Below are 23,421 nucleotides of genomic sequence, written 5' to 3'. Positions count from 1 at the left end.
GCCAGGCGCGGCTATACTGAAAGCGTCAACCCTTAAGGAGGGATCTATGCAAGGCCAGATGATGGATTATCCACTCACGCTTCCGCACATCCTCGAAAGATCGGAAAAACTCTTTTCCAAGGTCGAAGTGGTGAGCCGCATGCCCGACAAGTCGCTGCATCGCTACACCTACGGCGACTTCGCCAAGCGGGCCAAAAAGCTGGCCAACGCCCTGGTCCGGCTCGGACTTCGCGAAGGCGAGCGCGTGGGCACGCTGATGTGGAACCACTACGCCCACCTCGAGGCCTACTTCGGCATCCCCATCACCGGCGGCGTGCTCCACACCCTGAACCTGAGGCTGCACCCCTCGGACCTCGCCTACATCATCAACCACGCCGGTGATCGCTTCATCATCATCGACGACGTCCTCCTACCGCTTTGGGAGAAGGTCGCGCCCCAGGTCGAGGTCGAAAAGGTCATCGTGGTCCCGCTCACCGGAAAGCCCGTGCCCGACGGCTTCATCGACTACGAGCAGCTCATCGCCCCCGAACCCGAAGATTTTACCCCGCCGGCGATCGCTGAAAACCAGGCCCTCGGCATGTGCTATACCTCGGGCACCACCGGCAAGCCCAAAGGCGTGGTCTACTCCCACCGCGCCATCATCCTGCACTCGCTGGTCTCGGCCATGCCCGACGCTCTGAACCTCTCGCAAAACGACATCATGGTGCCGGTGGTCCCCATGTTCCACGTCAACGCCTGGGGCCTGCCCTTCACCGCCACCATGACCGGCACCAAGCAGGTCTTCCCCGGCCCCCACCTCGACCCCGTAAGCCTCCTCGACCTCTACGAGCAGGAAAAGGTCACCGTATCCGCCGGGGTGCCCACCATCTGGCTTGGGATCCTCGAGGCCCTGGAAAAAAACCCCGGCCGCTGGAAACTCACCCCCGGCCTGCGCATGGTCGTCGGCGGCTCCGCCGCACCGGAAGCGCTGATCCGCGCCTTCGACCGCCACAACCTGCGCATCCTCCACGCCTGGGGCATGACCGAGACCACCCCCCTCGGCACCGCCAGCTACCTCAAGAGCTACATGCTCGAGTGGCCCGAGGACGAGCAGTACCGCTACCGGGCGAAACAGGGCCTGCCGGTCCCGCTCTTTGAAATTCGGGGCTGGAACGAAGCCGGGGAGATCCCCTGGGACGGCAAGACGATGGGCGAGCTCCAGGTCCGCGGCCCCTGGGTGGCGGCCAGCTACTACGACCTCCCCGAGGGCCAGGACAAGTGGACCGAGGACGGCTGGTTCAAGACTGGCGACGTAGTCACCATCGACCCCGAGGGGTACATGGAGATCGTCGACCGCACCAAGGACCTGGTGAAATCGGGGGGCGAGTGGATCAGCTCGGTCCAGCTGGAAAACGCCCTCATGGGCCACCCGGCGGTGAAAGAAGCGGCAGTCATCGCCGTGCCGCACCCCAAATGGGGCGAGCGGCCGCTCGCGGCCGTGGTCTTGCGAGAAGGCGCCAGCGTGACCCCGGAAGAGCTCAAAGAATACCTCGCGCCCAAATTCGCCAAGTGGTGGATCCCCGAGGCCATCGTCTTCGTGGAAGCGATCCCCCGAACCTCGGCGGGGAAGTTCCTCAAAGCCAAGCTCCGCGAACAGTTCAAAGACTGGAAGTGGGAGGCCTGAGCCACCCCTCGCGCCTGCGCCCCGGATGCGAATCCGGGGCGCTCACGTCTGTCTACGACCGCTCGTCGCCCGGTACCGGCCCGGCCTTGAGCCCGAGGGGGCCTCGAGGGCCTCAACCAACCCCCGCGCCAGCAAAGCCCTTAAAGCCTTTTGAACGCTGGCCGTGGTCACGCCCAGACGCTCCGCTAACGCGCGGATGGAGTAGGGTTCTCCGGCGTGATCGCGGAGAAAGTACCAGAGAAGCTTCGCGGTACAGGGCAAGCCCTCGAAGGGCTCCGGCCTGAACTTGGGGGGCCTTCCACCTCGCCTCGGCATTTGGGGGTATTTTACTTTCAACTCCGAATTACCGCCACCTGAAAAAGACCGAAGGGCGGCACCGAGCGGGCCGCCCTTGGTCAAGCGTGAAAACCTCGGGCTTACTGGACGGTCACGTACAAGTTGCAGCTATCGCTATTTCCAGCCGGGTCACTCACCTTGGCCACCAGGACCTGATCACCCCACTGGCTGACCGTGGGCGTCCAGCTCAACTCGAACGCGGATTGGTTCGCGTTGTAAACCGCCGAACCGATGAGGTCGCCCCCGAGGTACACGTCGACCGTCAAAGCACTGGCTGCGTCCGTGGAATCATACGCGTTAATTCTGATGGGGACCGAGGTTCCGATATTCACCGTGGAATTTTGCGTCGGATCCTGGAAAAAGCACCAGGGCGGTGAAAGATCCCCGCTCACCGAAACCGTTCCCGTCGTCTGGCCAACGTAGAGGTTCACGCTGGCGCTGTCGTTGCTCGCATTGGTATCGGCCGGCGAGACCGCGGTGGTGTCGAGGGTCGCGGTGAAGGTCAGGGTCTGACCGGAAGTGTTAGCGCCGACGGTGGCGGTCACGGTGAGGGTCACGCTGCTTCCCGGCGCGAGCGTCCCAACGCTCCACACACCGGTGGTTTGGTCATAGGTCCCCGCGGTGGTGGTCACCGTTTGCAATGTCAAGCCGGTGGGAAGCGTCGTGTTCACCGATACCGCACTCATATCGATCGGACCAAGGTTGGTCGCGGTCAGGGTGAGGGTCACCGTGTCACCGGGATTCGGCCCAAGGTTATCGACGCTGGCGCTAAGACCAATATCGGCCACCGAGGAAGGTTGAACCACGGTGAAGGTCGCGCTGTCGGTAAACTGCGCCGTGTTGTGGCTCGCGTCGAGACCGGTCACGGTCACGTCCACGGTCACACTCGTAACCGTAGGATCGGCGGTGACGCTCACGCCGGCACCGCTCGTGGTGCAGGTCCCGCCGGTCGCACTACAGGTGATCGTGTAGTCGCCGGGCCCGACATTACCGCCGATGCCTGGGGAATACGCGTACACGTAAAGGCTTTTCGTGCCCCCGGCGACGATATTCCCCGTGCTCGGAGTGATGGAAATTGAGCTGATGATGCCCTTCACGCTCAGGTTGACGGTGTCACCATCCTGGACCGTCGCCGACTGCTGCCCCCAGGCGATCTCGACTTTACTGTTCGAATAATCGGTACCGAAGACCGAGGTTTCGAAACTGAGCGTGGTCCCCACCGGCACCGTCGCGCTCGCACTGGGATTGTTCGGCGTGAGTTGCAGGGTGGTGATGAGGCTGCCCGAAGAATCGCGGATCGTCACCTGAGCCTCGGTCGCCCCCCAAGGTACCCCTGAAGCGGAAACACCTCCGACTTTTTGCGTCGGGAACGCGAGCTCGACCTGGATCGTTCCCTTGGACGGGCTTGGTGAAACTGCGGTCTGCTGGGTATTGCAAGCAGAGAGAATAGTACCTAATGCTAACACGAGGCCCGTAAGCCAAGCCTTTCTGTTCATCCCTTTTCACCTCCATGTTGGTGGGGAAATGGATACGCACCCCACCGGAATTATTCCAACTGATACCAACTTTCAGCCGTGTGATATTTGACCATTAGGAATTACAAAGTCGATTTCTTGGCTTATCTCCAGCTACGACAACTTAAGCTACATACAACAAGAATCGTTCTTATTGCTATATTTTATTATTCCGACCTGTATTGACGGGATTTGCGTCACCCATTTAGAATCGTCACCGATGCGGCGGCTTTCCGATCTCAACCCCGGTGACGGCGGGCTGGTGCGACGGGTGGTGGCACCAGCCAGTCTGTTGCGCCGCCTCTACGCCCTTGGCCTTCGCCCCGGCCTCGCCATCCGGCTGGTCCGGCGGGCACCGTTCGGGGGTCCCCTCGAGGTCCAGGCCGGGGAAAGCCTTCTTGCCCTGCGGTCCACCGAAGCCCAAAAGGTTTACCTCGAGGTCGAGTGATGGGCTGCCCGCGTTGCGATGCCGCGGTTCAAACGAGATCTAAAACCTACACCATCGCCCTGGTCGGCAACCCCAACACCGGCAAGAGCACCCTCATCAATGCCCTGGCCGGCAGCGATCTCAGTGTCGGCAACTGGGCGGGGACGACCGTCGAGCGCCTCGAGGCCGAGCTCATCCACGCTGGCCAGACACTCACCCTCGTCGACTTGCCCGGAACCTACAGCCTCTTTTCCACCACACCGGAAGAGCAGATTGCCCGCGACGCCTTGCTCCAAGACCCCCCCGACGCCATCATCGCAGTGCTCGACGCGGGCAACCTCGAACGCAACCTCCCCCTGCTGCTCGAACTTCTCGAGCTCGGCCACCCGGTGGTGGTGGCCCTCAACATGATCGACGAGGCCAAGGCAAAGGGGTACGACATCGACCCACGGGCCCTCGAGACCGAGCTCGGGGTTCCGGTTCGCCCCACGGTGGCCAGCCGCGGTCAGGGCCTCGAGGATCTGATCGACCTCGCCATGAGCGCCAAATCCCCCCGGCCCCTCACGCGCTATCCCCCGGCCATCGAAGCCGCGATCGAGGCGCTCACCGCCACCATCCAGCGGCCAGAAGGGCGGTGGATCGCGCTGGCGCTCTTGGCCGGCGAGGACCTGCCCACAGACCCCGAGCACGCGCACCAGGCCGAAGAACGTCGCGCCGCCCTGTTGGCCGAGGGCGTCGACCCCTTCATTGAGATCACCGGTGCCCGCTTTGGCCTGGCACGGGCCCTGTTCGAAAAAACGCTCAAGGGCCGGCGGCCCGTTCGGAGTGTCACCAATCGCATCGATCGCTTGGTCCTGCACCCCTGGTTGGGTCCGATCTTTTTCCTCCTGGGCATGCTCCTCGTTTTCCGTTTCACCTTTTCCCTGAGCGCCCCCTGGGTCGGCTTCATCGGAACCGCGCAAGCCGTTCTTGCCGGCTGGATCGAGGCGCTGCCGCTGCCCGTCCTCCTCGCCAGCTTTTTGGCCGAGGCGCTGGTGGGGGGCGTCGGCACCGTGCTGGCCTTCACCCCGGTCCTCTTTTTCCTCTACCTGGCCATGGGGTTCCTCGAGGCCAGCGGCTTCATGGCCCGGGCCGCCTTCATCGCTGACCGGCTCATGCACGCCGCCGGGCTGCCGGGCCGCGCCTTTATCCCCATGGTCCTCGGCTTTGGCTGCAATGTGCCCGCGGTGTATGCCACCCGCACCCTCGAGGCCTGGACCGACCGGGTGCGCACCGCGCTTGCGATTCCCTTCATGTCCTGCAGCGCCCGGCTCCCGGTTTTCGTCCTCTTCGCCGCCATATTCTTCCCCCAAAACGCCGCCCTGGTCGTCTTCGGGCTCTACCTCCTCGGGCTCGCGGTGGGCCTCGCCACCGCCTGGCTCCTCGGACGCCTCCTCAAGGCCGACCCCAGCACCGGCGTCATGGAGCTTCCGCCGTACCGATGGCCCCGGGCGGACGTTCTGTGGCGTCAGGCCAAATCGAGAACCATGCGCTTTGTCACCGGCGCCACCGGACCGATCCTGGTCGCGGTCATGCTGATCTGGGCGCTTTTGCACTTCCCGCCCGGCTCCCTCGACCGCAGCCTTTACGCGACGGTCTCCCGAGGCCTCGGTACGCTTTTCGCGCCGCTGGGGCTCAGCGACTGGCGGGTGGTCGGGGCCCTGATTCCCGGTTTCGTGGCGAAGGAGGTCGTCGTCGGCGCGCTGGGGCTGGGGTTCCTCGGCGCCCAAGCGCCGGACGCTGTGGGCTGGCTTACGGGACTGGCCACCCTCGCCGGCGCCCTGCTCGAGGCCATTCGCCAGACCCTCGCCGCCCTGCCCGCCCTGGTCGGCCTTTCCCTGCAGCTCCCCGGCCCCACCGTCGCTCCAAGCCCGCTCTCGGCTTCGCTCCAGTCGGTCCTGAGCCCGGCCGCGGCATCAGCCTTTCTCGTCTACGTCCTGCTCTACACCCCCTGCGTGGCCACCCTCTCCGCCCTCCGCCAGGAGTTCGGCCGACGCTGGATGCTCATCTCGGTGGCCTACCAGCTTACGCTGGCCTACCTGCTGGCCTTTCTCGCCTACCGGATCTTGGCATGACCAAGCAGCTCTTGCGCGCCCTATCCCGCCCCGCCCGGGTGAACACCCTGGCCGAGCGGCTGGGCGTCGAACCAGGCACCCTGGTGGCGATGCTCGAGGTCCTCGAGGCCAAGGGCTACGTCGTCCGGGCCTATGAGGGCTCCCCCCACTGTCCACCCAGTTGCGCTTCGTGCGCCATCCGAAGTCTGTGCCCGGCCGCCTTCGCGCCGGCAGCCGCGCCCACCACCTGGCGGCTGACCGAAAAGGAGCGGCGCGCCGTAAACTAAAGGCCGTGACCCGGCGAAGCTACTGGGAAAACCCCTACCAGAGCGAGTTCGAAGCCACGGTCCTCGAGGCCTGGCACGCGGAGGGCAAGCACTTCGCCATCCTGGACCACACCCTCTTCTACCCCACTTCCGGAGGCCAGCTCCACGACACGGGGACCCTCGGCGAGGCGAGGGTTCTCGATGTCTTCGAGCCGACGAAACACGGTGAGGCCATCGTCCACGTTGTCGACCGCCCCCTGGCGGCAGGGACCCGCGTTCGGGGAAAAATCGACTGGCCCCGTCGCTACCGGCACATGCAGCGCCACACCGCCCAGCACATCCTCTCCCAGGCGTTTCTCCGGGCCGGGCGGTGGAACACCGTGGCCGTCAGCCTCAAAAACCCCGTCTTCACCATCGACTTCGACCTGCCACCCGACGAAGCGGTGATCAAACGGGCCGAGGCGCTCGCCAACTGGGCGGTCTACGCCAATCTCGAAATCCGGGCCCGCTTGGTCGAGGAAAGCCAAGTCCCCCTTCTGCCCTTGCGGCGCCTGCCCAAAGTGCGGGGGACGGTGCGGGTGGTGGAGATCGAAGACTGGGACCTTGCCCCTTGCGGTGGAACCCACCTGCGGCGCACCGCCGAAGCCGGACCCATCAAGATCCTCGGTTTCGAACGGGGCAAAAAGAACACCACCCGCGTCTACGCCGTTGCCGGATGGGAAGCGCTCGAGGACTACGCAGCAAAACACGAGGCGCTGAAATCGCTGGCCCTCAAGTTTTCATCGCAGCCCCTCGAGGTCCCCGCCCGGGTGGAAAAGCTCGAGCGCGAACGCTTCGAAGCCCGGGGGGAGGCCTTAAAGCTCAGGGAAACACTCGCCGAGTTGATTGAAGCCAAGCTGGCAGCTCACGGCCAAACCATCGCCGCCGAAGTTCCGCTCGAAGTTCTGAACGAACTGGGCAAGCGCCTCGCAACCCGGCCAGGGACGCTCGCGCTGCTCGCCTCACCCCAACCACCCAAGGCCCGCCTGCTGCTGGTCAAGCACCCTGACCGCCCCGAGAATCTCAAAACCATCTGGGAACGCCTCCGTGCCCTCGGCGCCCGGGGCGGGGGCAAGGAACGCTATCAAGGCGTGATCGACCTCGAGAAACTGAAGGACGCCTTACAAACGCTGGCTCCAGATCAAGGAAGCTAGAAGATATGGCGTCCGAACTCCTCGAAGAAGCCCAGAACTTAAAACCCGGTGACCGGCTGCGCGACCCTCAGGCCCGGCGCTATTTTCTCGTTTTTGGCGTACGCATCTACGACGACTACGATAACGGCATGCTCGACACCTACTACGACCTGGTGGGAGAAGATGGCAAACGGATCGTGCTCCAGGCCATGGCTGTGAGCCACTGGGAACGGATCTGAAGCCCTGGCCTTTTTCCGGTCCCACCTGAGGTAGGGAAAGGGAAAGCCCCCCGGGAATCCCGGGGGGCGGCTTTGGAGCGGGAGACGGGACTCGAACCCGCGACCCTCTGCATGGCAAGCAGATGCTCTACCAACTGAGCTACTCCCGCAATCAAAAACCCCCCGCACCGACCTACTCTCCCAGACGGTCGCCCGTCCAGTACCATCGGCGCTGGCGCGTTTCACTTCCGTGTTCGGTATGGGTACGGGTGGTTCCACGCCGCTCTGGGCACGGGGGGTGTCTCCCTTTCTCCCTTTCAAATGCCTCCGGAGACCATAAGCGGGCAGAGCTTACCCTTGAGTGCTTAGCGGTCAAGGCCTCGGACCATTAGGACCGGTCGGCTCAACGCCTCGCGACGCTTACACCCCCGGCCTATCTACCCGGTCGTCTCCCGGGGTCCTTACCGGCTTCACGCCGTGGGAGGCCTCATCTCGGGGCAGGCTTCCCGCTTAGATGCTTTCAGCGGTTATCCCTCCCGCACTTGGCTACCCAGCTCATGCCCCTGGATGGACAGCTGGAATACCAGCAGTGCGTCCACTCCGGTCCTCTCGTACTAGGAGCAGACCCCCTCAAGCCTCCTGCGCCCGTGGCGGATAGAGACCGAACTGTCTCACGACGTTCTGAACCCAGCTCGCGTGCCGCTTTAATGGGCGAACAGCCCAACCCTTGGGACCTTCTTCAGCCCCAGGATGCGACGAGCCGACATCGAGGTGCCAAACCTCCCCGCCGCTGTGGACGCTCGGGGGAGATCAGCCTGTTATCCCCGGGGTAACTTTTATCCGTTGATCGATGGCCCTTCCACACAGAACCACCGGTTCACTAGGCCCGACTTTCGTCCCAGCTCGGCTTGTCAGCCTCGCTGTTAGGCTCCCTTCTACCCTTGCGCTCTCCAGCGGATTTCCGTCCCGCCTGAGGGAACCTTTGGGCGCCTCCGTTACACTTTGGGAGGCGACCGCCCCAGTCAAACTGCCCACCAAGCGCTGTCCCCCAAAAATGGGGTTAGGCCTCCAGACATCTCAGGGTGGTATTTCACCGACGCCTCCACCAGCCCTGGCGAGCTGGCTTCACAGGCTCCCACCTATCCTACACAGAGATGCCCAAAGACCAACACCAGGCTGCAGTAAAGCTCCACGGGGTCTTTTCGTCCTGCCACGGGTAGGCCGCATCTATACGGCCAGTTCAATTTCACCGGGCCCCTCGCCGAGACAGCGCTCCGGTCGTTACGCTTTTCGTGCAGGTCGGAACTTACCCGACAAGGAATTTCGCTACCTTAGGACCGTTATAGTTACGGCCGCCGTTCACCGGGGCTTCGGTTCAGGGCTCTCACCCCTCCCCTTGACCTTCCGGCACCGGGCAAGCGTCGCTCCCTATACGTCCACTTACGTGTTCGCAGAGAGCTGTGTTTTTGGTAAACAGTCGCCAGAGCCTATTCACTGCGGCTGCCTCGGGCTCATCACCCTAGCGCAGCACCCCTTCTCCCGAAGTTACGGGGCTAACTTGCAGAGTTCCTTGGCGAGGGTTCTCCCGCGCGCCTTGGTGCCCTTACACCCGCCCACCTGTGTCGGTTTCCGGTACGGGCACTCCACCTTCATCGCTTAGAGGCTTTTCTCGGCCCCCTGGCCTCAGCGGGTTGTCACCCCTAAGGGCTTCCCGACCTGCCGCGAGCTCTCGGCGTGCGGATTTGCCTGCACACCGCCCCCAAACAGGCCGCCGGGCTCAGCCATGGCTCCGGTCCGCCTAGCCTAGGACGTCCCCCCATCGCTCCAGTGGAGTGGGGCCGGAATATTAACCGGCTTCCCTTCGGCTTCGCCTCTCGGCTACACCTTAGGCCCCGCCTAACCCTACGCCGACGAACGTTGCGTAGGAACCCTTGGGCTTTCGGCGGTGGGGATTCTCACCCCACTTCTCGTTACTCATGCCGGCATTCTCACTTCCCTTGCCTCCAGCAGACCTCGCAGCCCGCCTTCACAGACCTCGGGAACGCTCCCCTACCACTCAAAGGTTAAACCTCTGAGTCCGCAGCTTCGGCCCTAGGCTTAAGCCCCGCTCATTTTCGGCGCAGGGTCACTCGACCAGTGAGCTATTACGCACTCTTTAAATGATGGCTGCTTCTAAGCCAACATCCTGGCTGTCTCAGCAACCCTACATCCTTCCCCACTTAGCCTAGCCTCCGGGACCTTAGCTGGCGGTCTCGGTTGTTCCCGTCTCGGACACGGACGTTATCGCTCGCGCCCTCACTCCCAGGGTCCAACTCGTACCCTTCTGAGTTTGCCAGGGTTTGGTAGGCTGGTGGGCCCCCTAGCCCTAGCAGTGCTTTACAGACACGAGTTAACCCCTGAGGCTGACCCTAAAGTCATTTCGGGGAGAACCAGCTATCTCCAGGCTCGGTTAGCTTTTCACTCCTAACCCCAGCTCATCCGAAGGGTTTTCATCCCCCACCGGTTCGGCCCTCCACTGGGTCTCACCCCAGCTTCAGCCTGGCCAGGGCTAGCTCGCCTGGTTTCGGGTCTGCAACACCTGACTCGCGCCCTTTCAGACTCGGTTTCCCTCCGGCTTCGCCTCTCGGCTTAACCTCGCCAGGTGTCGCAAGTCGCCGGCTCATGCTTCAAGAGGCACACCACAACATAGGCTAACCGCCTACGCCGTGATTGCTCGTAAGCGCACGGTTTCAGGCTCTATTTCACTCCCCTCCCGGGGTTCTTTTCACCTTTCCCTCACGGTACTGGTCCACTATCGGTCACCCGGAGTACTTAGCCTTAGGCGGTGGTCCGCCTAGATTCCCCCATGGCTCCACGAACCACAGGGTACTCGGGTACGCGACCCAGAGAGCGCCCCCACCTTTCGCCTACAGGGCTCTCACCTTCTCCGGCCCCCCTTTCCAGTAGGGTTCGGCTAGATGAAAACACTCCCCGGGACAAAGCCCCAGTCGCGCCCCACAACCCCGGCGCGCAAGCACGCCGGTTTAGGCTCTTCCCCTTTCGCTCGCCGCTACTCAGGGAGTCGACTTTCTCTTTCCTCTCCTCTGGGTACTGAGATGTTTCAGTTCCCCAGGTTCCCCCCGCCACATCCGTGACGGTGACCGGTGTTCCCACCGGCCGGGTTCCCCCATTCGGACATCCAGGGATCAACGCTCGCTACCAGCTCCCCCTGGCTTTTCGCAGGTAGCCACGTCCTTCATCGGCTCGGGTGCCAAGGCATCCACCGTGCGCCCTTAATACCTTGACCCTCATTCACTGCTTCACTCGCTCTGCCCGCTTGTCATGGTCCCCCACGCCCCGTAGGACGCAAAGATAAAATTACCACCGGGAAAGAAAACTGTCAAGAGGGGTGGGGGCCTTGACCGGCCCCCGGGAAACGCCTAGTATTGGTATGACCAACAGACGATCTGATCGAGTATCCACCTGAGCCACACTCGTTGACCCAGTCATCCCGACGAACAGCGTGACCGGCCATGGAAAAGGATCACCAACCCGCACCACCAACCCTTGACGCCATCCCCCAGACCCCGAGGTGGGTCCGGAGGTTCCGGAGAAACCGCATCGCCCTCGTTGGCCTGGGGGGTGTCGTGATCGTCGTGCTGGCCGCGCTCTTTGCGCCTTGGCTCGCACCTTACGACCCCTCGCAGCAGTTTTTCGACGGGCTCACCCTCGAGGGCATGCCCCTGCCCCCTGGCGGCAAGTTTCCCCTGGGGACCGATCTGCTTGGCCGTGATCTGCTCTCGCGGTTGCTCTTTGGTGCCCGGGTCTCGCTCATCGTCGGCCTGGTCGCCAACGGCATCGCGGTGGTCATCGGCACCGTGGTCGGCGTCGCCGCCGGCTACCTGCGCGGCTGGGTGGAAATCGTCTTGATGCGCCTCACCGACATCATGACCGCCTTCCCCGCCCTGGTGCTGGCCATCGCCCTGGCAGCGGTGCTCGGACCCAGCCTCTGGATCGTGGCCCTGGTGATCGCGCTGGTGAACTGGGTCTGGGTGGCCCGGGCCATTCACGCGCAGGTCCTCTCGCTGGCCCGGCGCGACTTCGTCGAGGCCGCCCACGCCCTCGGCGCCTCGACCGGTCGCATCCTCTTTGCGCACATCCTTCCCCAGCTCGTCTCCACCATCCTGGTCTTCGGAACGCTCGGCATCTCCTCGGCGGTGCTCCTCGAGGCCGCGCTCTCTTTCCTCGGCGTCGGGGTCCAGCCCCCGACGCCCTCGTGGGGCGGCATCATCAACGAGAGCCAAACCTATTTCCTGAATGCCCCCTGGCTCGTGGCCTTCCCCGGGTTCGCCATCTTGCTAACCTCGCTGTGCTTCAACCTCTTCGGTGAGGGCTTGAGGGACGCGCTGGACGTCGGGGATCGGGGGGTGTGAACGGTGCTGCAGTACCTGCTGGGCCGGCTCTTCCAGGGTCTCTTCGTACTCTTCGGCATCACGCTGGTGACCTTTACCCTGCTCTACCTGCTCCCCGCCGATCCGGCACGGATGATCGCCGGGCGCAGTGCCACCCCGGAAACCGTCAACCGAATCCGCCACGAACTCGGGCTCGACCAACCGTTCCTCATCCAGTACAAAAACCACCTCTTCAGGCTGCTCAAGGGGGACTGGGGGCGCTCGTACGCCCAGAAGACCCAGGTCCGGGAGCTGGTCGCTTCAAGAATCACCCCGACCCTCCAGCTGGCGCTGGCAGGGATTCTTTTCGAACTCTTGATCGGACTTCCCGCGGGGATCGTCGCCGCGCTCAGACGCGGGAGTTGGATCGACCAGGCGGTGATGAGCTTTGCCTTTTTCGGGGTCTCGGCGCCCCAGTTCGCCGTCGGGCTGCTCCTGCTCTACCTTTTCGCCTACCGTTTTCCGATCTTTCCCCTTGGGGGGTATGGAAGCCTGGCCCACCTGGTCCTGCCGGCGGCCACGGTGGGCCTCGCCGGAGGGGGGTGGTATGCCAGGGTCATGCGGGCCTCGCTGGTCGAGGTCTTGCGGCAGGACTACATTCGCACGGCCAAAGCCAAAGGGGTCCCGGGCAGCCGGCTTTTCTTCGTCCACGCGCTGCGCAACGCCGTTCTCCCGGTCATCGCCATGGTGGGCATGGATCTGGGGGTCTTCATGGGCGGCATCGTGGTGGTGGAAGCGGTATTCGGCTGGCCGGGCATCGGGCAGATGGTCTGGCAGGCGATTCAGCTGGTGGATGTGCCCGTGATCATGGGCGGGGTGCTGGTCACCGCGCTCTTCGTGGTGGTCGGCAACCTGATCGCGGATCTCATCTACCCATTCTTCGATCCAAGAATTCAGTACCGCTAAGGAGGAACCATGAAACGACTCTGGTGGGTGTTCATCGCCCTCACGGCGCTGGCCTGGGGGCAAAAGCAAGGCGGGTCGATGGTGGTCTCGTTCAAGGACGACATCGTCACCCTCGACCCGGCGATCGGCTACGACTGGCAGAACTGGTCGATCATCAAATCGATCTTCGACGGTCTGCTCGACTACGTTCCCGGAACCACCAAGCTCAAACCCCAGCTCGCCGAGCGGTTCGAGGTCTCGCCCGACGGCACCACCTACACCTTCTACCTGCGCAAAGGGGTCAAGTTCCACAATGGCCGCGAGCTCGTGGCCGAAGACGTCAAGTACTCGCTGGAACGGGTCCTGAACCCCAAGACCCAAAGCCCGGGGCAGGGCTTTTACACCAACATCGTCGGGGCCAAGGACGTGATCAGCGGGAAGGCCGAGCACGCGAAGGGCATCCAGGTCGTGGATCGGTACACGGTGCGGATTGTCCTCGAGGCCCCCGACGCCTCCTTCCTGCACAAGCTGGCGCTCAACTTCGCGCACGTGGTGCCCAAGGAGGCGGTGGAGAAATACGGCCAGGACTTCGGCCACAACCCGGTGGGCACCGGGGCCTTCAAGCTCAAGGAGTGGGTCCTCGGGCAGCGGATCGTCCTCGAGCGCAATCCGGACTACTTCATCCCCAACCGCCCCTACCTCGATCGCATCGTGTTCCAGATCGGCCTGGACCCCAACGTGGCCTACCTGCGGCTGCTCCGCGGTGGGGTGGACATCCTGGGCGACGGCATTCCCTCGGCGCGCTTCGTCGAGGTCATGAACAACCCGGACCTGAGGAAACTGGTGGCCGTGGGTGACCAGCTGCACACCGGCTACGTCACCCTGAACGTCACCAAAAAGCCGCTCGATAACAAGCTCGTTCGCCAGGCGCTCAATATGGCGGTGAACAAAGAGCGCATCGTACGCATCATCAACAACCGGGCCTCACCGGCCAACCAGGTCCTGCCCCCGCTGATGCCGGGCTACGCCAAGGACTACCAGGGCTATCCCTACGACCCGCAAAAGGCCAAGGCCCTGCTCGCCAAAGCCGGTTACCCGAACGGTTTTGAGACCGAACTCTACGTCTTCAACGTCGACCCCAATCCGCGCATCGCCCAGGCGATCCAGCAGGATCTGGCTCAGATCGGGGTCAAGGTCAACCTCCGTCCCCTTTCCCAGGCCACGGTGATCGAGGCCGGCGGCGCGGGCGAGGCGCCGATGATCTGGTCCGGCGGCATGGCCTGGATCGCCGACTACCCCGACCCCAATAACTTCTACTGGCCCATTCTCTCCTGCGTCAGCGCCGTGCCCGGCGGCTGGAACTGGGCCCGGTACTGCAACCCCGAACTCGACGCCCTGGCGAAAAAAGCCGACAAGATGGTCCAGCCGGACCAGGCCGAGGCCCGAATCGCCCTCTACCGCGATCTCTTCATCAAGCTGATGGACGACGCACCCTGGATTCCCATCTTCAACGAGAAACGCTTCACCATGCACTCGGCCCGGGTCGCCGGTCCCGAGGCCATCTTCGTCGATCCCATTCACATCCCGGTCAACTACGAGGAGGTGTGGACGACCGATGGGCGCTAGCCACAAAACGATCCACAAGCAACACCACCACTTCGGTTGGGACAACAGCCTCGCGCCGGTCCTGACCGTCGCCCCCGGCGAGACGGTTGAGTTCGAAGTGGTCGACGCCTCAGGGGGCCAGCTGGCACGGGATTCGCGCCATGAAGACGTGGCAAAGCTCGATTTTGAGCGGGTCAATCCGGTCACCGGCCCCATCTACGTGGAAGGCGCCGAACCCGGCGACGCCCTGGTGGTGGAGATCCTGGACTTCGAACCGAGCGGTTGGGGATGGACGGCGATCATTCCCGGCTTCGGCCTGCTGGCCGAGGAATTCCCTGAACCCTTCCTGCATATCTCCGAGTACGACGAGCACGAAGTTCGCTTCACCCCCGACATCCGCCTCCCCACCCGCCCCTTCCCGGGAACCATCGGGCTTGCTCTCAAAGAACCCGGCGTGCACTCGGTGGTGCCACCCCGCGAAGCCGGCGGCAACATGGACATCCGCGACCTCACCCGTGGTGCCACGCTCTACCTTCCGGTGCAGGTTCCGGGCGCGCTCTTTTCGGTAGGAGACACCCACGCCGCCCAGGGCGACGGCGAGGTCTGCGGCACGGCGATTGAGTCGTCGATGAATATCCGGCTGCGCTTCGATCTCAAAAAGCAGGCCGGGTTCGCCCGGCCACGGTTCGAGATTCCCGGACCGCTAACCCGCCACGTCGACGAAAAAGGCTACGAGGTCACCACAGGCATCGCCCCCGACCTCATGCAGGCCGCCCGGGACGCGGTGCGCGACATGGTCGACCACCTGGGGAAAAAGTACGGCCTTTCGCCAGAGATGGCCTACGCCCTGGCCAGCGTTGCCGTGGATCTGCGCATCAGCGAGGTCGTCGACGCCCCCAACTGGATCGTCGCCGCCTATCTCCCCCGCGCTATCTTCCGCTGAATCCCCCGCCGTGGCCCTGGCCACGGCGGGCCCCCTCCTCTTCGCCAAAGGCCCCCGCCGAGGGGGCCCTTGGCGTTCGCAGGGGTGCGGAACTGGAGCCGGTCAAAACCCGGACCAAAATGAGGTGAGGATTACAACTCTCGCCCGGTCCAGGGCGTACTTTAAGGCATGCAGTTGAGTTTGGCATCGAGCCCCGGTGACGGGGAGCTTTCGTTTGGCAGCAGCGTCCATACGTTCCACATTCCCGTCATGGGCACGTCGTTCTCCATCGACGCCCCGATCAAAGTGGCCAAATACGGCATCAATTCGGTGGTCTCGATCATCGATGACGCGCTCGCGGAAAGAATGCGCGCCTACTGGGCCAGGGTCCGCGGGCTCCCCTACGAGCCAATCGAGAAAGACCTCAAGAGCGACTCCCGGGCCCGCCGCATCACCGCCTACCTCGACCTCATCCACGAGATCGTCAAGACCGATTTTGAAACCCTCAGGAAGAGCTCGCTGCAAGCGGGCGGGGAAATCGTACGTTACCTCGAGCTCTTACCTCCCCAGTCGCCGCTCAGAACGCTCTACGAACGCTGGCAGGCGGGGCAAAAGCACCTCGAGGGGCTGATCCGGGCCAACTTAAAGCCGGGCCGCATCGAGACCAATATCATGACCAAGGTCGACAAGCAAAACTTTGTCGGCCGCGAAGCCCTGCCCCCCGAACATAACGACGCCCACGCCTCGCTCCGGGGCTTTGCCAAGAGCAAACTCGAGGGCGCCCTCTGCCTTTCCGCCGGCCTCAACCCCCGGCTCTACTCCTACATCGCCAAGTTCGCCGACTTTTTCGCCGACGAAGCCGGACGCATTAAAAAGCAACTGATCCTCAAGGTGAGCGACTTTCGCTCCGCCCTGACCCAGGGCAAGTTCCTGGCCAAAAAGGGGCTTTGGGTCAGCGAGTATCGCATCGAATCGGGCCTCAACTGCGGGGGCCACGCCTTCGCCACCCAGGGCTACTTGATGGGGCCGATTCTGGAAGAGTTCAAGGCACGCCGCGAAGAGCTCGTGGAAACCCTCTTTGGCATCTACACCACCGCCCTCAAAAAGCTCGGCAAGCCGGTGCCGGAAAGCCCGCCGGAAGTGCGGATCACCGCCCAGGGCGGGGTGGGCACGGCCGAGGAACACCGCATGCTGCTCGAGCACTACGGCCTCGACAGCGTGGGGTGGGGCTCGCCGTTCCTCCTGGTGCCAGAGGTCACCGTGGTTGACGAGCCCACCCGCAAGCGTCTGGTCGAGGCTGGCGAAGACGACCTCTACCTCTCCGGCGCATCACCGCTCGGCGTCCCCTTCCACAGCCTCAAAAACGCCCCCATGGGCGAGCTGGCGAAAAAGTGGTACGCCGAGGGCCGACCGGGCAGCCCCTGCCCCAAGGGGCACCTCGAGTTCAACACCGAGTTCACCGAGCGGCCCATCTGCACCGCCTCGCGCAACTACCAGCACCGCAAGATCAAAGCGCTCCGGGAACAAAAGCTCCCGGAAGAGCTTTTCCAGGCCGAGCTGGAAAAGCTCCTCGAAAAGCAGTGTCTCTGCGTCGGTCTGGCCGAGTCGGCCCGCCTCGTTTATGACCAGCCGCCGCAGATGCCCGAGGCCGGCGTCTCGATCTGCCCGGGTCCGAACCTCGCCTACTTCAAGGGGCCTTACACCCTGGAGGAAATGGTCGGCCACATTTACGGCCGGGTACGGCTCGACCTCGACCCAAGCCGGCCCCACGTCTTCGTGAAGGAACTCAGGCTCTACCTCGACTACCTCGAGGCCCTCCAGTCTGGCCGCTTCGGAAGCGAACGCGATCAGAGTACGGAGCACCTCGAGGCCTACCGGCAAAACCTCAAGGCCGGCATCCGTTACTATCTCGACCGCGCGGACGTCCTCGGCCTTGCCCCCTGGATCAGTGAACTCGAGCGCGCCTACGAGGCGCTCTCCGATGCGGTAATGGCGTAACGAGAGAGGGCCGAGTATGTGACGCAGCTTACATACTCGGCCCGCGGGCTGTCTATGCGAGTTTGAATCATCGCATGGACAGCCCGCTTAAATACCACGACCCCGATGGGGACGCGCTGGCGGCGATGGTCTGGGCGAGCTGGGTGCGCAAGGGCCCCGAGAGCAAAGAGGCCACGGCGTGGACCGCGGAAGCGCTCCCCGCCTCGGCGGTGGCCTCGGCGGCCTGGGCCCGGGCCGAGCGCACCTGGTAGACGGTGCGCAGCATAGCCCCGCCCAGGATGGCCGAGAAGACCCCCAGGATGAACAGGGCCAGGATGAGGGCGAAGCCACGCCTCGATCGCATCGCTCACCTCCGCCGGTAGCGGACGACGTAGATGGCATAGCGCTTGGCGTCAGTAAGCCAGGCGTTGCCGACGCCGATCAGGTCGCCGTTCACCAGGTAGAGCTGGAAGAAGCCTGAGCCCGAGCGCTGGTCGTACTTGGGGTCGAGCATCAAAAAGTCAAGCGGCACCTGCTTCCCGTTCCTGGTGACGTAGGTCTTGGGCAGCACCTCGCCGGTCCCAGCGTCGAGGAAGTAAAAGCGCCAGCCGACGACGGCGTAGACCTCGTTCGCCGCCGGATCGTAGGCCACCGCTACCGGGACGTTGCCCATGTCGGAATTAAAGTAGATCCAGGTCAGCTTGCCCTGGTCGAGTCGGGCCACGAACGGCACGCCCCCATCCGGGGAGGTCGTGGGAGGCGGCGTGTTCCCGAACACCGGCGTCCCGTTGCGGCTGGTGCCGCCCACGAAGACCACGTCGCCGGGGGCGGGGGTGATCTGGCCCACGCCGGCGGTCACGAAGAGGTCCCAGAGCTGGATCTGCCACACCACGTCGCCGCTCGGGCTCAGCCGGGCCAGGACGAAGCCGTCGGTGGGACCGGAGGCGATGGCGTAGGCCCCGCCGTCGGGGGCGGTGACCGTTTGGCGGAAGCTCCAGTCGAGGCGGTTCGGGTACTTAGTGGCCGCAAGCTGGATGTTCCAGGTCCCGTCGGCGGCGAGTTGTCCGAAGATTGGCTGGCCGAAGGAACTGGGGGAAGCCACCCAAGTGCCGATAATGCGCGCGTAGTCACCACTGGTCGCTGTCAAGGTGATAAACGGCGAACTCCGGGCCGGATCGGGGTTGAGGGCGCTAAAAGCAGGCTCGTCGCCGCCGATGAAGGTGAGCATGGTGCGCTTCAAGGTCTTCGCGTCGTAGCGCATCAGGGCGTTGTAGTTGGCAAAGCCGATCAGGGCCCGGCAGGCGGCGGGGTCCTTGGGGTACATGGTGCTCAGGTAGACCCCGCCGCCGCTGACCACGATCGCCCCCTGCTGGAGGTCGACCCGGCTGTTGCAGACCGGCCAGCCGCGGGCGGCGGCGGCGTTTCTGAGCTCGGCGTCGGCGGGGTCGGCCAGGGTGACCCCCGTGGCCTGGCCGTCGGGGGTGACGGCGTAGAGGCGGAGGAAGTTGGTCGCCGGGTCGTTGAACTGCTCGTCGCTGGCCACGTAGACGGTGCCGTCGGGGCCAAGGGCGGAGTTGATCGCCAGATTTTGGCCATCGCCGCCCAGGGTCAGGGCCCAGACCTGGGTCAGAGGAAGGTCGACCTGCGGGGGCTTGGGGTCCAGGACCCCGCAGCCGGTGAGGACCAGGAGAAGGAGTGCGTACACCAGTGTTCGAATCATTCCACGTTTTGACAACATCAAACCCTATATTAGCGATATTCCAAGGTAAGGCCCGCGCGCCTGCACGCGGGCTTCAAGAAATCCCCAGCTCAGGCCTCGACCGAGAGCGCCTCAGCGAGGAGGCGGCGCACCACGTCCGGCGGGGCGGTGCCGCGGGTGGCCTTCATGACCTGGCCGAGCAGGGCATTGATGGCCTTGGTCTTCCCGGCCCGGATCTGCTCGACCACCTTGGGGTTTTTCTCGATCACCTCGGCCACGAGCGTTTTGAGCGCGCCCTCGTCGGTGACCGCCTTGAGGCCCTTTTCTTCCACGACCGCTTCCGGATCACGTCCGGCCATGAGTTCGGGGAGGATCCCTTTGGCCACCCTTCCAGTGATCGTCCCCGCCTCGATCAGCTTCACCAGCCTGGCCAGGTGCTCGGGACGCAGCCCGGTCTCCACGAGCGAGAGGCCCTTGTCGGTCAGGTAGCCCCGGACGTCGGCGTTGAGCCAGTTGGCGAGCTTTTGCGGGTCGGCGCCGCTCGCCAGAGCCCGGTCGAAAAACTCGGCGAACTCGAGGTCATAGGCCAAAATCTCGGCGTCGTAAGCCCTAACGCCCGCTTCCTGGTAGCGCCGGGCCTTCTCGGCCGGCAGCTCGGGAAGCTCGGCCCGCACCCGGTCAAGCCACTCGGCGCTGATGCGAAGCGGCGGAAGGTCGGGCTCGGGGAAGTAGCGGTAGTCGGACTCGGTCTCCTTGGTGCGCATGAGGTAGGTCTTCCCGGCGGCCTCATCCCAACCCAGCGTGGCCTGGGTGACCTCGCCCCCGCTCCGCAAAATCTTTTCCTGCCGGCGGATTTCGTATTCGATCGCCCGCTGCACGCTCTTGAAGGAGTTCAGGTTTTTGATCTCGACCTTGGTGCCGAGCGCATCCCCCGGGCGGCGAAGCGAGATATTGACGTCGGCTCGCATCTTGCCTTCTTCGGGGTTGGCGTCGGAGATGCCCAGGGTGCGGGCGATGGCCCGCAGGCGATTTAAGAAGATCCGCGCCTCCTCGCCGCTTTTGAGATCCGGTTCGGTCACCAGCTCGACCAGTGGCGCGCCGGCCCGGTTGAGGTCGATGAGGGTATGGTCGCTTCCTTCGGGGTGGGTGCTCTTGCCCGCGTCCTCCTCGAGGTGCACCCGCTTGATGCCGATGCGGCGCCCCCCGATCTCGATCCAGCCGTGCTCGCCAATGGGGCGGTCGTACTGGCTGATCTGGTAGTTCTTCGGAAGGTCGGGGTAGAAGTAATTTTTGCGGTGAAACTGGGTGTGCTCGGGAACGCGGCAGTTCAGCGCCAGGGCCAGACGCAGCCCGTACTCGACGGCCCGGGCGTTGATCCGCGGCAGGCTCCCCGGCAGCCCCATGCAGACCGGACAGACGTGGGTGTTGGGCGGGTCACCGTAGGCGAGGGTACACCCGCAGAACATCTTGGTACGGGTCTTGAGGTGGAGGTGGACCTCGAGGCCGATCACCGGCTCGTACATACGGCGGTCATTATATGGGATCCCGGTGGCTAAAAAGAAAAGCGCCGCTTCCGCGGCCTCCTAATTTTCAATATACCAGCGTATACGCTATGCGTCAAGCTTATACGGGCGAAGGCGCGGCGAACCGGCCCGAAGTGGGCCCACAGCCGCCCGCTCACCCCCTACTTGGCCGACGCAGTGAGGTTCAAAAGCACCACCCCCAGGATCACCAGGGCGATGCCCGCGAGCTTCACCGCGCTCAGGGACTCGCGAAAAAGCCAGACCCCGATGACGACGATGAGCGCCGTTCCAACCCCCGACCACACGGCGTAGGCCACGGAGAGGTCGATCTTCTTGAGGGCGAAGGTGAGCGAGGTAAAGGAAAGGCCGTAGAACACGAACAGCAACACCGACGGCCAGAGGCGGCTGAAGCCCTCGGAGAGCTTCATCGAGGTGGTCCCCATCACCTCGAAGACGATGGCCAGTGCCAAATAGAACCAACCCATCAGGTCCGCTCCTCAAAGAGGTAGAGTTTGCCGTCCACGCTGGCGACGTAGACACCGTCCTCGGTGGGCAGGGGAGGCACCTGGAGCTCGCCCAGCCCCTCAAGGCGCGTGTGCAAGGCGCCGCTCGTGGCATCGAAGGCGAGCAACGCCCCTTCCTCGGTGGCCACGTAGAGCACGCCCGCCGCCAGGCTGAGCCCGGCGGTGACCCGACCCACCTCGGCCCGCCAAACCTCGTCGCCGCTTTTGAGGTCGACGGCGTAGAGCACCCCGCTCCACCCGGCCATGAAGGCAAGGCCATAGCCCACCGCGGGGCTGGCCCAGAGCTCGCCCTCGAGGTCAAAGGTCCAGAGCACCTCCCGCCGCAGGGGGTCAAAACCATGGACCTCGCCCGGCCAGGTGGGCAAGAGCAACACCCCGTCGGTGGCGGGGAGATGGGCGTGGATCGGCCCCGTCTCCACCTTGTAGACGAGCCGGCCGCTCCGGGGCTCGAGCGCATACACCCACCCCGCTTCGCTGGCGACGAAGAGGAGGCCGCGATAGAGGGTCACCCCCACCGAAAGATGCCCCTCGGCTTCGAATACCCACGAGACCTCGCCGTCTTCGACCGCGTAGAGCCGGCCATCGCGGCTCGGGACGTAGACCCGGCCCGCGGCCTCGAGCAGGCTGGCCGTAATCTCGGCCTGGCTCGCCACCACCCGCCGGGGCGCGCCCTCACCGCTCCAGCGGTAAAGCCCCCCGTCCCAGGCCGCGTAATAGAGCGCATCGGCAAAGAGCGGCGGCGCCGTCACCTCGTCCTCTGCCGAAAGCCGGGCCACCGGGGCGAGTCCGCCGGCGGCGAAGACCATCAGCCCGCCCCGGCCGACGCCCAGGGCCAGGCGACCGTGATCCAGGGCCATCTCGCTGGGCCAGGCCGCCTCGCCCTCGAGGTCCACCACGCTCGCGAGCTCCAGCGCCGCCGGATCGAGCGGCCCCTCGGGGTAGTGGCCGCTCCGGGCGGCCCCGGCCCGGGCGCTTTTGTAGGCGCGGCCGGCGAAGGCTTTTTCCAAGCGAAGCAGGCGTTTTTTCGCCGCCCGGGCACCTGGCGGCCGGGCCTCGGGTTTTTTCGCCAAGAGGTCAAGGACCAGTCGCGAAAGCCCGGGGAACACGGCCGGGTTTTTCTCCGCCGGCGGGGTCGGGGGCTCGTAGACGTGCTTGTAGAGCACCGCCTGGTCGTGCTCGCCGCTGAACGGGGCTTCCCCGGTCAACGCCCGGTAGAGGACGGCGCCAAAGGCGTAAAGGTCGACCGCGGGCCCCACCTCGCCGCCGGTGGCCTGCTCGGGCGCCATGTACTGTGGGGTCCCCAGCGTATAGCCGGTCCGGGTCAGCCCCTGGGTCACGTCCGAGAGATAAGCAAGGCCAAAATCCATCACCTTGGCATGCCCTTCCGGGGTAATCAGGATGTTCGCCGGGGTGAGGTCGCGGTGGATGACCCCCTGGTCGTGCAGATACGCCAGCGCGTCCAGAACCTCGGCGGCGGCCCGCAAAAGCCGCCAGCCTTCAACACCCTCCTCAAAAGGGCCGAGCCGGTCAAAGCCGCCTCCCTGGACCAGCTCCATCACGAAATAGAGCCGCCCCGCCTCCTCGCCGAGGTCGTAGATCTGCACCACCCCGGGGTGAATGAGGCGCGAAAGCGCCCGGATCTCCCGGGCAAAGCGCGCCCGCTCGGCGGGGTGGACGTGGGGAAAGAGCAGCTTGACCGCCACCTCGCGCTCCAACCGCTCGTCCAAGGCCCGCCAAACCTCGGCCATTCCGCCCTGGCCGACCGGTGAAATCAGCCGGTAGCGGCCCCCGAGTCGCTCCACGAACCCCATTGTTGCACGCAAAACGCCCGCGGCGTTCGCTGCCACGGGCGCAGACCCGTGCACTTTCTACGCGATCAGCCCTCGTCTTCTTCTTCGGACTCGATTTTCTGCAAAAGGTCCTTGACCTCGAGGCGACCGGCCTCGAGCTCGCGGGCGATCTTCTCGATGGCGAGGCGCACCACCTCGGACTTCGATACCAGGCGTTCGGGGCTCGAGAGCTCGTAGGCCGCCTTGGTGAGAAGGGCGTCCTGCTCCTCGCTGATGACTACCTGAAGGCGCTTTTTCTCCTTTTTCGGCATGCCGCCCCCAAAAAGCACCATCATTGTAGCAGCAAGCGTGATTTGTTGACAACACGTGCAAACCGT

General features: G+C 64.4%; 19 protein-coding genes, 1 tRNA gene and 2 rRNA genes. 11 read left to right on the top strand and 11 right to left on the bottom strand.

What is annotated here, in order from left to right; translation table 11 throughout:
• Positions 1-46: 46 nt before the first annotated feature.
• Positions 47-1,663 (top strand): long-chain fatty acid--CoA ligase, encoded by a 1,617-nt coding sequence (locus ACZ5BT_RS07235; RefSeq protein WP_464883933.1) that lies wholly within the window; start codon positions 47-49, stop codon positions 1,661-1,663.
• A 42-nt stretch (positions 1,664-1,705) separates the two neighbouring features.
• On the opposite strand, the gene ACZ5BT_RS07230 is transcribed toward ACZ5BT_RS07235, so the two are convergent.
• On the bottom strand, positions 1,706-1,978 hold the full coding sequence (locus tag ACZ5BT_RS07230; RefSeq protein WP_464883932.1) for a MarR family transcriptional regulator: 273 nt from the start codon (positions 1,976-1,978) through the stop codon (positions 1,706-1,708).
• A 101-nt stretch (positions 1,979-2,079) separates the two neighbouring features.
• The gene (locus tag ACZ5BT_RS07225) at positions 2,080-3,303 is read right to left on the bottom strand and encodes a DUF11 domain-containing protein (RefSeq protein WP_464883931.1); all 1,224 of its coding nucleotides are present in this window, start codon (positions 3,301-3,303) and stop codon (positions 2,080-2,082) included.
• A 430-nt stretch (positions 3,304-3,733) separates the two neighbouring features.
• On the opposite strand from ACZ5BT_RS07225, the gene ACZ5BT_RS07220 reads away from it, so the two are divergent.
• Genes ACZ5BT_RS07220 through ACZ5BT_RS07200 form a run of 5 tightly spaced genes read left to right on the top strand, consistent with a single transcriptional unit; the run spans position 3,734 to position 7,710 of the window.
• On the top strand, positions 3,734-3,961 hold the full coding sequence (locus ACZ5BT_RS07220; protein WP_464883930.1) for a FeoA family protein: 228 nt from the start codon (positions 3,734-3,736) through the stop codon (positions 3,959-3,961).
• A complete protein-coding gene (gene feoB / locus ACZ5BT_RS07215; RefSeq protein ID WP_464883929.1) occupies positions 3,961-6,054 on the top strand; it encodes a ferrous iron transport protein B in 2,094 nt (697 codons plus the stop codon). The genes ACZ5BT_RS07220 and feoB overlap by 1 nt, the downstream gene beginning before the upstream one ends.
• Positions 6,051-6,320: a FeoC-like transcriptional regulator gene (locus ACZ5BT_RS07210; protein WP_464883928.1), complete on the top strand. Its 270-nt coding sequence runs from the start codon at positions 6,051-6,053 to the stop codon at positions 6,318-6,320. The genes feoB and ACZ5BT_RS07210 overlap by 4 nt, the downstream gene beginning before the upstream one ends.
• A gap of 5 nt (positions 6,321-6,325) precedes the next feature.
• On the top strand, positions 6,326-7,492 hold the full coding sequence (locus tag ACZ5BT_RS07205; protein ID WP_464883927.1) for an alanyl-tRNA editing protein: 1,167 nt from the start codon (positions 6,326-6,328) through the stop codon (positions 7,490-7,492).
• Positions 7,493-7,497: 5 nt separating this feature from the next.
• Positions 7,498-7,710 (top strand): hypothetical protein, encoded by a 213-nt coding sequence (locus tag ACZ5BT_RS07200; RefSeq protein WP_464883926.1) that lies wholly within the window; start codon positions 7,498-7,500, stop codon positions 7,708-7,710.
• 73 nt (positions 7,711-7,783) lie between these two features.
• Here the strand turns inward: ACZ5BT_RS07200 and ACZ5BT_RS07195 are convergent.
• The 3 genes from ACZ5BT_RS07195 to ACZ5BT_RS07185 form a co-directional block, all read right to left on the bottom strand.
• Positions 7,784-7,859 (bottom strand) — tRNA-Gly (locus tag ACZ5BT_RS07195).
• Positions 7,860-7,869: 10 nt separating this feature from the next.
• Positions 7,870-7,986: ribosomal RNA gene (gene rrf, locus ACZ5BT_RS07190) — 5S ribosomal RNA — on the bottom strand.
• A gap of 71 nt (positions 7,987-8,057) precedes the next feature.
• A 23S ribosomal RNA gene (locus ACZ5BT_RS07185) occupies positions 8,058-10,975 on the bottom strand.
• A gap of 226 nt (positions 10,976-11,201) precedes the next feature.
• On the opposite strand from ACZ5BT_RS07185, the gene ACZ5BT_RS07180 reads away from it, so the two are divergent.
• The 5 genes from ACZ5BT_RS07180 (at position 11,202) to ACZ5BT_RS07160 (ending at position 17,529) form a co-directional block, all read left to right on the top strand.
• Positions 11,202-12,101, top strand: coding sequence for an ABC transporter permease (locus tag ACZ5BT_RS07180; RefSeq protein ID WP_464883925.1), 900 nt, complete (start codon positions 11,202-11,204; stop codon positions 12,099-12,101).
• 3 nt (positions 12,102-12,104) lie between these two features.
• On the top strand, positions 12,105-13,025 hold the full coding sequence (locus tag ACZ5BT_RS07175) for an ABC transporter permease (RefSeq protein WP_464883924.1): 921 nt from the start codon (positions 12,105-12,107) through the stop codon (positions 13,023-13,025).
• 9 nt (positions 13,026-13,034) lie between these two features.
• On the top strand, positions 13,035-14,630 hold the full coding sequence (locus tag ACZ5BT_RS07170; RefSeq protein WP_464883923.1) for an ABC transporter substrate-binding protein: 1,596 nt from the start codon (positions 13,035-13,037) through the stop codon (positions 14,628-14,630).
• Positions 14,620-15,552 carry an acetamidase/formamidase family protein gene (locus ACZ5BT_RS07165; RefSeq protein WP_464883922.1) on the top strand — a complete coding sequence of 311 codons (933 nt, stop codon included), beginning with the start codon at positions 14,620-14,622 and terminating at the stop codon, positions 15,550-15,552. The genes ACZ5BT_RS07170 and ACZ5BT_RS07165 overlap by 11 nt, the downstream gene beginning before the upstream one ends.
• A 168-nt stretch (positions 15,553-15,720) precedes the next feature.
• Positions 15,721-17,529: a hypothetical protein gene (locus tag ACZ5BT_RS07160; protein ID WP_464883921.1), complete on the top strand. Its 1,809-nt coding sequence runs from the start codon at positions 15,721-15,723 to the stop codon at positions 17,527-17,529.
• A gap of 67 nt (positions 17,530-17,596) precedes the next feature.
• On the opposite strand, the gene ACZ5BT_RS07155 is transcribed toward ACZ5BT_RS07160, so the two are convergent.
• The 6 genes from ACZ5BT_RS07155 to ACZ5BT_RS07130 form a co-directional block, all read right to left on the bottom strand.
• Positions 17,597-17,872, bottom strand: coding sequence for a hypothetical protein (locus ACZ5BT_RS07155; RefSeq protein WP_464883920.1), 276 nt, complete (start codon positions 17,870-17,872; stop codon positions 17,597-17,599).
• Positions 17,873-17,875: 3 nt separating this feature from the next.
• A complete protein-coding gene (locus ACZ5BT_RS07150) occupies positions 17,876-19,228 on the bottom strand; it encodes a hypothetical protein (protein WP_464883919.1) in 1,353 nt (450 codons plus the stop codon).
• 89 nt (positions 19,229-19,317) lie between these two features.
• Positions 19,318-20,730 carry an Asp-tRNA(Asn)/Glu-tRNA(Gln) amidotransferase subunit GatB gene (gene gatB, locus ACZ5BT_RS07145; protein ID WP_464883918.1) on the bottom strand — a complete coding sequence of 471 codons (1,413 nt, stop codon included), beginning with the start codon at positions 20,728-20,730 and terminating at the stop codon, positions 19,318-19,320.
• A 161-nt stretch (positions 20,731-20,891) separates the two neighbouring features.
• A complete protein-coding gene (locus tag ACZ5BT_RS07140) occupies positions 20,892-21,215 on the bottom strand; it encodes a DMT family transporter (RefSeq protein WP_464883917.1) in 324 nt (107 codons plus the stop codon).
• Positions 21,215-23,056 (bottom strand): serine/threonine-protein kinase, encoded by a 1,842-nt coding sequence (locus tag ACZ5BT_RS07135; protein ID WP_464883916.1) that lies wholly within the window; start codon positions 23,054-23,056, stop codon positions 21,215-21,217. The genes ACZ5BT_RS07140 and ACZ5BT_RS07135 overlap by 1 nt, the downstream gene beginning before the upstream one ends.
• A 74-nt stretch (positions 23,057-23,130) precedes the next feature.
• Positions 23,131-23,355 carry a transcriptional regulator gene (locus tag ACZ5BT_RS07130; RefSeq protein ID WP_464883915.1) on the bottom strand — a complete coding sequence of 75 codons (225 nt, stop codon included), beginning with the start codon at positions 23,353-23,355 and terminating at the stop codon, positions 23,131-23,133.
• Positions 23,356-23,421: the final 66 nt, after the last annotated feature.

The sequence above is a fragment of the Vulcanithermus mediatlanticus genome, from assembly GCF_055385885.1.
The sequence above is the reverse complement of the archived record's forward strand: the minus strand, read 5'-3'. Positions and strand labels throughout refer to the sequence as shown.